13 protein-coding genes are annotated in these 13,705 nt (G+C 36.4%); 6 read left to right on the plus strand and 7 right to left on the minus strand.

The features are described 5' to 3' along the window. The first annotated feature begins 677 nt into the window (after window positions 1-677). Window positions 678-3,695, plus strand: coding sequence for an efflux RND transporter permease subunit (locus H9650_RS16885; RefSeq protein ID WP_191697706.1), 3,018 nt, complete (start codon window positions 678-680; stop codon window positions 3,693-3,695). Between the two features lie 60 nt (window positions 3,696-3,755). On the opposite strand, the gene H9650_RS16890 is transcribed toward H9650_RS16885, so the two are convergent. Further along, entirely contained in the window at window positions 3,756-4,607 is an 852-nt protein-coding gene (locus tag H9650_RS16890) for a hypothetical protein (RefSeq protein ID WP_144538699.1), read from the minus strand. Between the two features lie 257 nt (window positions 4,608-4,864). On the opposite strand from H9650_RS16890, the gene H9650_RS16895 reads away from it, so the two are divergent. Next, the gene (locus H9650_RS16895; RefSeq protein ID WP_151113256.1) at window positions 4,865-5,347 is read left to right on the plus strand and encodes an RNA polymerase sigma factor; all 483 of its coding nucleotides are present in this window, start codon (window positions 4,865-4,867) and stop codon (window positions 5,345-5,347) included. After that, the gene (locus tag H9650_RS16900) at window positions 5,337-6,224 is read left to right on the plus strand and encodes a zf-HC2 domain-containing protein (protein WP_191697707.1); all 888 of its coding nucleotides are present in this window, start codon (window positions 5,337-5,339) and stop codon (window positions 6,222-6,224) included. The genes H9650_RS16895 and H9650_RS16900 overlap by 11 nt, the downstream gene beginning before the upstream one ends. 173 nt (window positions 6,225-6,397) lie before the next feature. On the opposite strand, the gene H9650_RS16905 is transcribed toward H9650_RS16900, so the two are convergent. From H9650_RS16905 to H9650_RS16920, 4 genes are all read right to left on the minus strand, one after another. Continuing rightward, on the minus strand, window positions 6,398-6,607 hold the full coding sequence (locus H9650_RS16905; protein ID WP_191697709.1) for a hypothetical protein: 210 nt from the start codon (window positions 6,605-6,607) through the stop codon (window positions 6,398-6,400). A gap of 132 nt (window positions 6,608-6,739) precedes the next feature. After that, on the minus strand, window positions 6,740-7,279 hold the full coding sequence (locus tag H9650_RS16910) for a hypothetical protein (RefSeq protein WP_191697710.1): 540 nt from the start codon (window positions 7,277-7,279) through the stop codon (window positions 6,740-6,742). Window positions 7,280-7,316: 37 nt separating this feature from the next. After that, window positions 7,317-7,835 carry a hypothetical protein gene (locus H9650_RS16915; RefSeq protein WP_191697712.1) on the minus strand — a complete coding sequence of 173 codons (519 nt, stop codon included), beginning with the start codon at window positions 7,833-7,835 and terminating at the stop codon, window positions 7,317-7,319. 162 nt (window positions 7,836-7,997) lie between these two features. Further along, window positions 7,998-8,516: a hypothetical protein gene (locus H9650_RS16920; RefSeq protein ID WP_154310149.1), complete on the minus strand. Its 519-nt coding sequence runs from the start codon at window positions 8,514-8,516 to the stop codon at window positions 7,998-8,000. 256 nt (window positions 8,517-8,772) lie between these two features. On the opposite strand from H9650_RS16920, the gene H9650_RS16925 reads away from it, so the two are divergent. The 3 genes from H9650_RS16925 to H9650_RS16935 all read left to right on the plus strand — a co-directional run bounded on the left by H9650_RS16925 (window position 8,773) and on the right by H9650_RS16935 (window position 10,325). Further along, the gene (locus H9650_RS16925) at window positions 8,773-9,030 is read left to right on the plus strand and encodes a DUF3953 domain-containing protein (protein ID WP_154310147.1); all 258 of its coding nucleotides are present in this window, start codon (window positions 8,773-8,775) and stop codon (window positions 9,028-9,030) included. Window positions 9,031-9,283: 253 nt separating this feature from the next. Further along, window positions 9,284-9,925, plus strand: a complete 642-nt coding sequence (locus H9650_RS16930; protein ID WP_154310145.1) for a DUF3885 domain-containing protein — start codon at window positions 9,284-9,286, stop codon at window positions 9,923-9,925. Between the two features lie 40 nt (window positions 9,926-9,965). Beyond that, window positions 9,966-10,325: a hypothetical protein gene (locus H9650_RS16935; RefSeq protein WP_154310143.1), complete on the plus strand. Its 360-nt coding sequence runs from the start codon at window positions 9,966-9,968 to the stop codon at window positions 10,323-10,325. A 379-nt stretch (window positions 10,326-10,704) separates the two neighbouring features. Here H9650_RS16935 and H9650_RS16940 read toward each other — a convergent pair whose 3' ends face one another. Continuing rightward, complete coding sequence (locus tag H9650_RS16940; RefSeq protein ID WP_144538715.1) at window positions 10,705-11,544, minus strand: methyl-accepting chemotaxis protein; 840 nt, start codon at window positions 11,542-11,544, stop codon at window positions 10,705-10,707. 18 nt (window positions 11,545-11,562) lie between these two features. Beyond that, complete coding sequence (locus H9650_RS16945) at window positions 11,563-13,017, minus strand: aldehyde dehydrogenase family protein (protein ID WP_151113243.1); 1,455 nt, start codon at window positions 13,015-13,017, stop codon at window positions 11,563-11,565. Between the last annotated feature and the right edge of the window lie 688 nt (window positions 13,018-13,705).

Genomic DNA, 13,705 nt, shown 5'->3' on the forward strand with positions numbered 1-13,705 from the left:
ATTCATCATGCAATTAAGGCTAATCCGGCCCTATATAGTGTTTTTTAATCAGTAAGCAAGCTCCAGCATAGACATTTGAAGCAGAAAAACAAACTTATGACCGTTCGGAGCACATTTATGACCGGATAGATTTTTTTATGACCGGATAGGAAAATTTATGACCGCATAAGCCGGATTTATGACCGCATAGAAAATTTTATGACCGTTCGCAATAAAATCAACCTTTTGGACAGATTCATCATGTAATCAATGCTAAACCGGCCCTATTTATTGTTTTTTAATTAGAAAGCAAGCTCCAGCATAGACATTTGAAGCAGAAAAACAAACTTATGACCGTTCGGAGCACATTTATGACCGGATAGATTTTTTTATGACCGGATAGGAAAATTTATGACCGCATAAGCCGGATTTATGACCGGATAGAAAATTTTATGACCGTTCGCACTCATTTGCCCATTATCTCCCTATAAAAAACTCCTTCTTTAAGCCCTATAATCTTATCAGCCTCCAGACCTAGCAATAGTTAATCCTCTCGCTCAATGTGGAAATCATTTCTATTTTCTACAATGAAATGGTAAAGCAATGAAAGGAGTAACTAGCGCTGTAAATTAATTGAAAATTATAACATCAAGATGCACTCATACGTACTGTTCTTAATTCAAAGGAGGAGTTGGAAGATGTCGAGTTTTACCAGATGGGCATTTGGCAATAAAGCGGGTGTAGCGGTATTAACCGTTTTAGTATTAGTAATTGGAGTGTTTAGTTATTTTAGATTGCCGATGGAGTTTTTACCCTCTGCCGATAATCCGCAGGTAACCATTATCACTATGGGACCTGGTACAGATGCGAAAACGATGGAGAGCGAAGTGACCAGTCCTATTGAGAGGGCTGTTGTTGGATTGAACGGTAAGTCTTCGGTTTATTCTAGAACCGGGGATGGGTATTCCCATGTAGATCTTGTGTATGAATCTGGCTATGATATGAAACAAGCAAAACAAGAAGTGCAGGAGGCATTGACCCGTGTACCTTTGCCACCTTCTATATCCGAACCAGTTGTTTCCCAGCTTCACACATCCATGATCCCAATTATCAATATTGCGATCACATTTGAGGACGGCCTCACTTCTGAAAACATGGAGCTTGCGAAAAATGAGCTGAAGTCACGTTTTCAAGAGGTTAAAGGAGTTGCAAATGTTGATGTGTATGGGATTACTGAATCCACCATTTCGATTCGTTTAGATGAGGACAAATTAGCGGATTCTCAAATTCCTCTTCAATCGGTAATGACAATCCTCCAGGGGCAAAATACGGCTGTTTCTGTTGGTGAGAAAAATATCGATGGGAAGACGAGCAATATCAAAGTGATTGGTGACTTAACTAGCATAGAAAAGCTAAAAAATCTCTCGATAGTCCCTGATGTGACGTTAGGCGAAATTGCAGTAATTGAAGAGACAATTGACTCCAGCTTTATTAGTAGATTTAATGGCAAGGAAAGCTTAGATATAAGCATTACAAAGGATAGCACATCGAATGCTGTTACAATCAGCAAGGAAATCGAGCAAGTGACAAAAGAATTGAATGAACAATATAAGCAGCAGAAGTCTGTTATTTATGTATCCTCTTCTGATTTGGTTCAAAATTCTGTTCACACAATGATGAAAGAGGTTTTGCTTGGCGCACTTTTTGCAACCATTGTTATTATGATTTTCCTACGCAATATCCGCTCTACTTTCATAACAATTATTTCTATTCCGTTATCCCTTTGCTTAACGCTATTTTTACTCTGGATTTCGGGAGTTACGCTCAATATTTTAACACTAGGTGGTGTAGCTGTTGCGGTTGGCCGTTTAGTAGATGACAGTATTGTCGTTATTGAAAATATTTTCCGGAAGATGCAAACGGAGAAGTTTTCTGTTCAGATGGTCATAGATGCTACAAAGCAGGTAGGGGTTGCGATTACCGCATCAACGCTTACAACAGTGGCAGTATTCCTTCCTATGAGTTTATTGGATGGCACCCTGCAGGATTTCCTTCTTCCGTTTGCTTTAACAGTAACCTATTCTCTATTAGCCTCCTTGTTAGTAGCACTGACTGTCGTTCCTATTATGAGCGCAGGCTTATTGAAAAACACGAAACTTCCGGAGCATAAACCCGCTGTCCGTTTTCCAAAGGCTGTAACCTGGTCTTTAAATCATAAGTGGGTTATCTTTGTAGTTTCTTTATTCCTGTTTGCTGGCTCAATTGGCACTTACCTTTTAATTCCTAAAGGAGCAGTGGATAATTCTTCTGCGGATTTTATTACGGCTTCCTTAAGCTATCCGTCTAATACACCTGTAGAGGAGGTTAAGGAAAAAACGATTGAAATGGAATCCCTTATTCGGGAGATGGAGGAAGTCGATTTTGTTTTTGCACAAGTTGGTACGCCTCCCGAAGCAGCACAATATGGATCTGTAGGATCTCAGACCGAGGCACTTTTTAGCATTTTATTGGACGACAAAAAAGATATAGATAAGGTCATAGAGGCTATAGAAGAAAAACGCGGTCAGTTTCCAAAGGCTGAATTAGAAATTACTGCTGCTTCCTTTATGATGGGAGGAACTAGCACAAGTATTAACATTGATATTGTGGGCGATGACTTAGCAAGTCTGGAAAAGCTGGCACCAGTTATTCAAGAGAAGATAGAGCCTATTGAAGGAATCGAAAAGGTAACTACGAATCAGGATGAAAAGAAAACAGTACACTCCTTGGTAGTCGATTCATCTAAAGGAAACACCGAGCAAATTGCACAGCAATTAAGTGTTATGTTGAACAAGACACCTATCGGAACAATCCAGGTAGAGGATAAGCAAAAAACAGTTTTTCTAGAACCAATATTAGATACTAAAACACCAGAGGATTTAAAGGCTATCCAGATAATGACAAGCGATGGTCCTGTTCCTGTATCTTCTATAGCTACGCTACAAACTGAGCAACGCTCCACTATTCAGCTGCATAAGGATGGGAAGACTTATCTCCGAGTAACGGCATCTGTGGATCCAGCTAAGCTTTCAGAGGTAGCAAGTGACATGAATATTGCTATTTTTGGAGATAATGAAAAGGAAAAAGGTATAGACATTCCAAAGGACACACAGGTTTTCATTGGTGGCTCCAGCAGTCAACAAGCAGAGGAATTTGAAGATTTATTTTTAATCATGCTCGTTTCTATTGGCCTAGTTTTTCTAATTATGGTCATTACCTTTAAATCTATAAGAACTCCAATTGCCATTCTTTGTTCCCTACCCCTAGCTGCAATCGGTGCAGTTTTAGGAATAGTGATTAGCGGGATTTCTGTAGATATCACCGCATTACTAGGTGCTTTGATGTTAATCGGAATTGTTGTTACCAATGCTATTGTATTATTGGACAGAGTAAAGCAAAATGAAAAAACCATGACCATTCGCGAGTCCTTAGTAGAAGCAACCTCTACAAGAATGCGACCAATATTCATGACAGCAATCGCCACTATATGTGCAATGCTTCCACTGTTGTTAAAGCAAGCGGAAACAGGTAGCCTTGTATCACAAAGTCTTGCAATCGTCGTGATTGGTGGGCTTGCAATGGCAACGCTTCTAACCTTAATAGTTGTGCCATGTATTTATGAGCTACTCTATTATAGAAAGTCTAGGAAGCAAAGAATGGCGAAAGAAAGAAGCTAAATATGTTAATCATAAATAAAACCAGATCTAGCTCAATGACTAGATCTGGTTTTATCTTTTTTATTTGAAAGAAATTAGTTCTCCCACAGTATTTCCATCATTACCTACTGCTTTAATAATTCCAACACCTGGAGCTAAATAAAACGTAACTCCATATTCTTTACTTTTGAATATGACAACATTTTGGAATGTCCCTGCTTTGACCTTTACAGTACTAGTTGTACTAATAACATCTATATTTTGTGTTACTCTGTTGTTTTCTTCATCATAGAAAATTTCTTTTGTTTGCTTGCCTTCAATTAGAGGAAATTCAATAGCAAATAATCCCCAATCTGTATGATTCACACCAAAAGAAAAAATCTGTTTACCTTCGACATTGTTAATCTCATTATACACATAACTCTCATATTGCTTACCTGGAACGGTTAAAATAGTTTGAATATAACCATCTTCCTTTATAACAGTAGTAACGAAATCTCTTTTAGTATTCTCTGTAAAACTTGGAGAATAAGTAAGCTTCATACCCGCTTTTGGGACTAGCCCACCGTTTACCTCTTTGTTAAGCAAAGCAAGTTTGCTTTTTGAAGGAGTTTCATATTTTACTTTTGACCCCTTTTGAACAAAGCTACTTGCACCTAATCCGTATAAGCCACCGTTTGAACTCTTATAAGTGTAGACTCTATATTCTTCACCTTTTTTAAGTGTTCTCACTTTGCTAAGTGAGCCATTAGCTCCGATTTTTACTAAGTCGGTGTCCGCTAGAATTGTTACTTTACCAATTTGTCCTACTTTTAGTTCCGTCTTACCCCACATCACCTTGTGTGTGGCTGCCTCTGCGGATGTATTAGCTGTCGCCGTAATTCCCAAAGCTAAAACACCTACTAGTACTGCTTTACTAAGTTTTTTAATCATTTTAACTCTCTCCCTTCCCTCTTATTCTATCAGAAAATAAAAAAATATAGTTGATATTGGTTAAATATAATAAAATTTGTAATTTTAAAATATTATTTTCATATATTTTCCATTTATTATACAATAACATCTTCTAAAATTCGTGTTTCCTAATTAACCCCTTTTCTCATGCTAAGATAGAGTATAAAAAATAAATTCTAAAAGTTTGTAACGAATTGATAATTTTATAGATATATAGGGTGAAAGGAGGTTGAACATTGGGGGAGCTTACGGAAATTTATAAGCAATATGCGGATGGTGTCTTTAAATATTTGATGGTTCTTTGCAACAATACAGACGTTGCAGAGGAGCTAACACAGGAGACTTTTTATCAGGCAGTTCGATCAATCGATAATTATAATGGTGAGTGCAAAATGTCAGTTTGGCTCTGTCAAATTGCCAAGCATACATATTATAAATACGTAGATAAGCAAGTAAAACAGCCAAAACAAGCCAATGCGCCAAACCATGTACCTTCACTCGAAAGCAACCTAATTGAGAACGAAAATAAAATTGCGCTTTATCGTACGATTCATTTGTTGGAGGAGCCATTTAAAGAAATTGTGCTGCTGCGTATGTTAGGTGGCCTAAGCTTTAAGGAGATTGGTGAAATACACAAAAAAAATGAAAATTGGGCAAGGGTTAGTTTTTACCGAGCGAAGTTAAAATTAAGGGAGAGAGGAATTTTAGATGAAGAATGAATGCTATATTGTACGTGATTTGTTACCCACTTACATAGATAAGCTTTGTAGTCTAGAGAGTGCAGAGTTTGTAGATCAACATATTGCCACATGTGACAAATGTACACAAATCGCAAAACAAATGCGTGCTGAATTCGATATAGATGAAAACGTTGACATAACGGCTAATATGGAACAAAAGAAACCATTAAAAAAACTTGCAAACTTTTTTAATGCACAAAGAGGTTATACAGCTTTTTTGCGTGCAGCATTTTGGATTTCACTCATAGTAACCGTTGGATTTTTCATATATTCTCTGAGTGTATTAAATGATATAAACGATGAACGAAAAGTAGCACGATCGGTTGAGCAGGAAAAGCAAGAGGTAATGGAACAGTCATTTGAAGTCTTGTCTACTAATCTAGATGAAACAGCACTTCAAAAAATATTTCAGGAATACAGCGACCATCTGCAGCATTTAGCCGTATTTTCTACCGATCACATAAATGATTTCACACTCATCAGGGAAGGGATAACACATCCTTATTCTATTGATTTTTCTCGGCTAAAAGAAGGACCTTCTAACGCTTATCCTATTAATTATTCTCAAGCGGAGTTAGTTGTTGGAGATGGTGGAACAGTTACAGAATTAATCATACCGAATGATTATGATATTGGTACTGTGGCAATGGCCAATGAAGAATGGATTATCCAATTTGAATATAAGGAAGCATATTTTGATACTGTGGAAAGGGCACATCAATCTAAATATTATGGGCCATCTAATTGGATAATCTTTCAGCTACCACTTATATTACTAGTCATCACATCGTTTATATTAGGTAACTGGATCTTTCAAAAACGTATTACCAAACCAGTGAATAATATGTTGGACTAGTATTTAAAATTAGTAGTCCCTCTTATTGCTAAATATATAGTTTGCTTGATTGCAAGAATCAACTATATTGAACACTTTTTTTAATTGAAAAGTCCAAAACTGCCTGACAAATTATTGGATTTAATATTTTTACCATAAGAAAAGAGCTGTCCTAAGGGCAGCTCTTTTGCTAATTAACGTGATGGTTTAATTGGGGCACATTCCGTACAGCTTTTTTGATTACTTCCCTTAAACTTCGTAAATGTTTTTTCAAAAAGATTCCCACAGGAACATTTAAACTGTAATTTTTGGGAGAAACCTTTATATTCAGTAGAAAGTAATTCACTTGTTGAATTCTTTTTAACATACTCACGGATTTCTTCAATCGTCCATTTTTTATTCATCATGACACCTCCGACATAGCTTCCGAATAGACATGCAGGAAGAAGCTTCGGAAACTTCCTTTCAATCGGGATCATCTGCTCCTAATCTACCTAAGGTCACTATTATATCATAGGAATTGTTTCCTTTACCATTTACACTAGCTGAAATTCAGCATCCTCTGGATACAACGAAACATAGCTATCCTGCTCCTGCTCGTAAGCAATTTCAACACCTTCTGTCAATTCGTGTTCAGATAGCTTCTTCCAGATAGTGTTAAAACCAATCTCTACATCTACGACAAAAATTGTAATTGTTCCTGCCCCTGCTCCGACCTCCAAACCACTTACGTCCCCATTTCCTGTGAAAAGGAGAGCCTCCTCTATAATATCCTCAACATCAAAGCACTTTTTCTCTGTCGCTTCAAACTGAGCTTCATCAGCTTCTTCATAGCGATACTGGACAACTAGTTTGTTCATGTCTTTGTCATTCACAAATTCATAGCCCAGATTTGCTTTTTCCTTGGCTAATTTTTTCACAATTTTTTTAGGACTTTCCCAAAACCTTAAGGACGGCCTCTCCTCTATTCCTTCTTTTCCTAATGTACCAGTTAAAATACTTAATGGAAATTTATAATTCCATGCCTGCCAATATAGCGTTTCCTTACCATTCTTCTTTATCATTCTTATCATCATCTTAACCGGTCCCCTTTGTTTTCCTTTAGATGTGCTTTTATGATTTAATATCCTTTACCATTACATCAATTGGCTCCCCACCATTGTCCAAAGATATTTGGTTAACGTTTATCAATTTCTGGCCTGATATTACTTGTCGAATTCTTTGAATGGCAATATCCATGTCTTCAACAAAGCAAGTGATAATAACCCTTGATTCGTCGTTAATATCAACACCATCCGGGAAGCCTATACTAGTTTCCATAAGCTCTTTCTCAATCATTTCATATAATTCGAAGCTAGCTTTTTTCAATACGTCATATTCACTTACTCCGTTATCATTGTGGATAACAATATCTATCGCTTCTTTTTCATCGCTATTTACGTAGCCTTGGCTCCGCTTTTCCTCTACTAATCTTTTCATCAGCTTACTTCCGTTATCAAAAAGTTTAAGCTGGATTTCTTCGGACTCTTTGCTGACTCCAATAACTCCATATTCGACGCAAATTCTCTTCTGATGCTTCCACACTTTCCAATAATGCGTTTCATGAGCTAACTTTTTGGACAGTTCATACATATAATAAAAACTCCTTTGTTTAATTATTATATTATTAATAATATTATAATTATATCTCATTTTGATAGTTTGTCGCTTTAAATACCCTTATACTAAAAGGACAGAAGAACAATTGTGTTCATTATGTAAAATTTATTCCAGTATCTAACCATTGCTTAACAATTAGTCTTTGGATTGGTATGTATTTGCGCTTATGTAGTTTCCGTCTTCCTGTAGTAAAGAGACACTGCTTTCGTTTAATAGCTTCTGTTCAAGTAAAATCTTTTGTATTGCTACAATACCTAAATCTTCATCTACTACGAAGAAATAAATGGTAGCTCCGCTTTCATTGATTGTGATACCTTCCGTATAGCCTATACCTGTAGACAATAAACTATCATTTATCTTATCTTGTAAATCATAGCTTGCCTGTCTAAAAGTCTCATATTCTGCTGCATCTTCACGATACGCAATGTCCACCTTTATTTCCTTATCCTCATGGCATTGGACAAATCCTTGATTTTCTTTCTCCTCTACTAACCGTTTCATTAATTTATTGCCTCTTTCAAATAAACTTAGCGGTTGCTCCTCACTTTTATTGCTCACTCCTAGTACTCCATAGGTAAAATGTAGACTTCTTCCGGATTTCCACACCTCCCAGTAGTGTGTTTCATTAGGCAACTTTTTAAGCAGCTTATACATACTTCTCCCCCTAATCTAATTACGTATGTTAATTATATCTAACTTTCGGTATGGTTGTGGAATTCTTCTTTACAGTTTCTCTTTGTACAAGCATCATACAATCTAACTTTTTTAAATAAATTGGCTATGTTAAGGGCTGGGGTTGATTTTTCGTGAGGTGATTTTATTTGTGAAATGTTACACTTAAACGAACGTCTCAGGTTAGTTTAAATTGGTATTTTTTGAAGATGACGGATTATCTGTTGGAGGTATAAAAATGAAAGAAAAAAAGTTTGACATTTTAATGATATTTCAATTAATTTTTGCAGTCCTTGGTATGTTAGTTGGTATTTACAGTAAGGTTACGGAAAATTACAACTTACTACCATTGATGTTAATACTTCTAAGTGTAACGTTACTAATAATGGGAATACGAGAATATAAAAGAACTAAGAGTTTATTGTGGGGCATCTTTATTTTGTGCACTTCTTTATACATTTTAATCTCTGCGGTTGAAGGCATTATGATAAATTAAATAGAAGTAATATTTAACTTAAAAAACATTCAATATCTGTATTATAGTTTCTTTAATCTTGGAGGTTGGCTGGTTCTAGATACTTGCGGGATATGCAAAATTTTATTTTTTTGGCAATAAAAGAACCCACTTTTTCAAGTTTGTATTCCCTTTGCGCTTAATAGAATTATAGACATAGGTTGTATTTTTACTAACGATGCAGGTTAGTTGATTAAGGAATGGTAAAATTGAAGAAATAAAATGAGGTGTGGCAATGCTTTTAAATGACTATATTAATGAAAATTACCCTAACTTAAACCTTAGACCACCATTGTTTTATAACTGGGAAATTGGCATACGGTTCAAATTAGGGGTAGAGTGGGATGGAGAATACAATTTCGAAAACAGTACTTATGTTCAGGGGTTATATAAAAGGGCTGTCATGTTATTTGAATCCTTGCATTCACAAGACGAGGAGATTTTTGTTGTAGTAGATGTAGACGATTTTGGAAATGGAAAAACCTTTAAGCACAAAGCAAGGATTTTTTCTCCCTATGTCTATGAAAAATCAATCTTATATAAATTGAAGCATGCAGAAATACCTTATGTTTTCCCAGAAGATGATGAAGACGGGAAATGTAAAACACATAGGTTTACTCTTAAATGCAAGGCATCTGATATGAAATATATTTCATTGTTAAAGGCAGTATGCAATCAGGATTTAGGAATCCAACCAAGTATTTTTCATAGGATATATTTTATAAATATCAAAAGGAAAACCATTTTTCACGTGTACGATGATAGAGGATGTGATTTGATTGCTACCTTCCCTGAATCTATACGAGACATTTATAGCACATACAATGATTGGATATTAGATTACGACAAAGATGAAATAGATAAAGTATTTAAATAAGAAGTGCAGGTTTGTTTGAAAAAAGGAGGCGAAGTGATAAGTGGAGCAAGTAAATAGGTTTTTACGTTCTCTTATCTTTAATAAATACGATGAATTTGCAAATGCTTTGGGCTACACAAATTGGAAAGTTGCCGAAGAAAACACGTTCTATATTTATCGCCTAGAGGAAGACGCAGGTTGGTATGCAACAGAACTTCCAAGTAATAAGTGGGCAGTTTGGAATGATGAAGGACAACCCCCGTACTCTATGAGTGAATTTGCAACATGGTCCGAAGCAATTGGACAACTTCGAAAGTCATTTGTGGGAAAAGGATTACCAGAGGAATACTGGCAGCCCGAAGGATTTAAAGATAATGAGAATGTGTTTATGAAAGAACCTGACAGAGAAAAAAAGATGTAAAAAGAGAATTGCTTTATTCAACTCCCATGAAAATTAAAAAATGCCCAAAATATACAAGTTTACATACCAAAAGAGACTCAGAAATTGCTTTTTAAAAAAAGCTGAGCCTTCAGAATGTTTATATTAAGTTAGCCAGCCATAGCATCCTATACCCGTTTTTCACATTTTCATTCTCTGTGGTGTAGCGCTTGTTTTCCGCTACATGGATGGCTAACTGGTGCTTTAGTAAAAAAGGAAATCAAATTAATATGCTCTTGGCGAAAATATCCAAGGTCATTTTTTATTTGTATATTAAATCAACCCTCACCTTTAACATAGCCAATAAATATTAGAATTTTAAAAAGAGCGACCGTCATATAGACGGTTTGCTCTTTTCATTTTAGTTATCTTGACTAAGTGATTCTTGTGCAAGTGTTGCTAGCTCTTGTGCCTTAGAGCTAATTTCTTGAATAGTTGCAGAAAATTCTTGAATGGAACCGGATTGGTTGTCAGTCAATGTATTTACCTCTGAGAAAGCTTGGTTCAACGTTAACAGAAGCCCTTGAATGTTTTTTGTTATGTCATTAATCTGATTTACATTTTCCTTCGAATTGGTTGCTAGCTTACGTATTTCATTCGCTACAACGGAAAAGCCCTTCCCTACATCCCCTGCTCTAGCCGCTTCAATCGCTGCATTTAAACCAAGCAGATTACTTTGGTCTGATATTCCCTTAACTACAGAAGAAATTTCACCGATTTGCTCTGCACTTGAGCTTACGGCTTTCATTTGAGACGTAATATCTGTCACTCGATCAGCAAGTGAAGTCACCGATTCACTTATATCTTCAATGCCTGCTGCTGTTTGCTCCACAATTACAGAAAAGCTTTCAGCCATTTCAAATAGCTTGTTTGCCTTTTCCAAGCTTGTTCCGATTCCTACACCGCCTATTACATTACCCTCATCATCATGAAGAGGTAGTGCACGAGCTATTAACGGAAATCCGAATAGCTCCTTCGGAAGGACTGCCGATAAAGGAGAATCGGTTCTAATCGCATTTGTTACGATATCCCCTTCCATTAATGGATCACCTGGGTTTACATTTAAAGCAAACGTTTTACCTGGTATATTAATGATCAGCTTCTCCGTATCGTAAATTCCAACAGTTATATCGTCCTGGACAAGCTCATTAAGCAATGGAGCAACTTTAACAAATGCTTTTATTAAATCATGTTCTGCCATCAATTTTCACTCTTTCTATTAATATGGTAGGTTTCTTTGACCGTAGTTCACTGAAATCCATTTTAATGTTGTAAATTCATCTAAGCTCCATTGGCCATTTAAGCGACCTAAGCCAGATTGCTTTTCACCACCGAAGGCTACAATCGGTTCATCATTAATCGTTAAATCATTAACATGAATCATCCCTGTGTGTACCTTCTTAGCCATTTCCACTCCTCGTTCTAGATTAGATGTATGAATAGCTCCACTTAGTCCAAAACGAGTATTGTTAGCAATATCAATTGCCTCTTCTTCTGTATCAAAAGGAATAACACATACTACTGGTCCGAAAAGCTCTTCCTGAGAAACACTCATGTCAGTCGTAACATCTGTTAAAATGGTTGGCTCTAGCAATCTTCCAGTAACATTCCCTTTAAGGTAAGGTGTAGCACCTTCTTCAATCCCTTTTTCGATCAAGGCTTGCAGGGTTTGGGCTTGGCGATCATTGATAACTGGCCCAATGATTGTTTCAGGATTTAATGGATCACCGACTTTAAGAGAAGAAACCTTTTGTGCATATTTTTCAATGAACTCTTTATAAATAGATCGTTGAACAAGAATTCTATTTGCTGACATACAAATTTGTCCTTGATGGGTAAATCTACTGAAAGTAGCAGCATTCACAGCATACTCGAGGTCAGCATCCTCTAAAATAATAAAAGCACTGTTGCCGCCTAGCTCAAGTAATGGCTTTTTGAAGTTTTTAATAGCTACCTGACCAATATAGCTTCCTACTTGTGTAGATCCAGTGAAGGAGATAATTCTTGGAATTGGGTGCTCCACAAATGCATCGCCAATTTCTTTGATATCTGTAACAACGACATTTATTAATCCTTTCGGTACTCCTGCTTCTTCAAAGATTTTTCCGATTAGCGTTCCGCCCATAATAGGTGTGTCATCATGAGGTTTTAATACGACACCATTTCCAGCTCCTAGTGCAGGTGCAACAGATTTCATCGATAAGAAGAATGGGAAGTTAAATGGGCTAATAACTCCTACAACGCCTGCAGGAATTCGGTATAGTCTATTTTCCACGTCATCTATTGTAGAAGGTAGAATTTTCCCTTCCATTCTTAATGGGAAGGTAGCTGCCTCTTTAATGATGTTTTTAACAAGACCAATTTCGAATGCTGCCTTCAGTCTAGTACCACCTAATTCTTCCATAATAATAGAGGTGATTTCTTCCTCATGCTCTTCCATATATTTTACTGCATTTTCTAAGATATCACGTTTTTTATAAGGATTTACTTTGTCCCATTCTAGCTTCGCTGCATGTGCAGCCTTATATGCTAAATCTATATCTTCTACATTTGCTAGCTTGTATGTATTAATAGGCTTGTCATTGTAAGGGTTTGTATTATTTAACACGAGACTACTGTTTCCGTCTCTCCATTCACCAGCGATAAATTGTTTGCCTAACATTTCTAAGTTCATCTTTTTAACCTCCAGGATATTATTCTTATTAACTCTTTGATTATCGTCAGGATTAGTAAAATCTTTACTGAAATAGAAATGTATTGTGAATAATTTATCTAATAGTTACTGAAAAGTTTTAAAAATAGTCCCATACACCCATTCGATTCTTTCAGACAAACAAACATTATTACCTAATCTAATATATAAGAATAGCGCAAGAGTTATATCTGAGTTACTAAGAACTATTAATATAGATGGCTGATTTTCGCTTTAGGCGGTCGCTTTCCGTGGGGTGAGCGATAAGCCATCACCGTCGCTTACGCGTCGTTTGTGATGTCTTATCTGTCTCACTCATCCCACTGGAGTCGCCGCCTGACGCTTCAATCACAGGTGGAGGATGAATTAGATAAGTTAGAATGAAAAAAATTATACCGTTATATTTAGCTATTAAATCGAATTAATTTACACTTAAATTTTGAATATAGATGGTAGATTTCCGCTCTAGGCGGTCGCTTTCCGTGGGGTGCGCGATAAGTCATCACCGCCGCTTGCGCGTCGTTTGTGATGTCTCATCTGTCTCACTCATCCCACTGGAGTCGCCGCCTGTCGCTTCAATCACAGGTGGAGGGTGAATTAGATAAGTTAGAATGAAAAAAATTATACCGTTATATTTAGCTATTAAATCGAATTAATTTACACTTAAATT

This window comes from Psychrobacillus faecigallinarum (assembly GCF_014836595.1).
Lineage (GTDB): Bacteria > Bacillota > Bacilli > Bacillales_A > Planococcaceae > Psychrobacillus > Psychrobacillus faecigallinarum.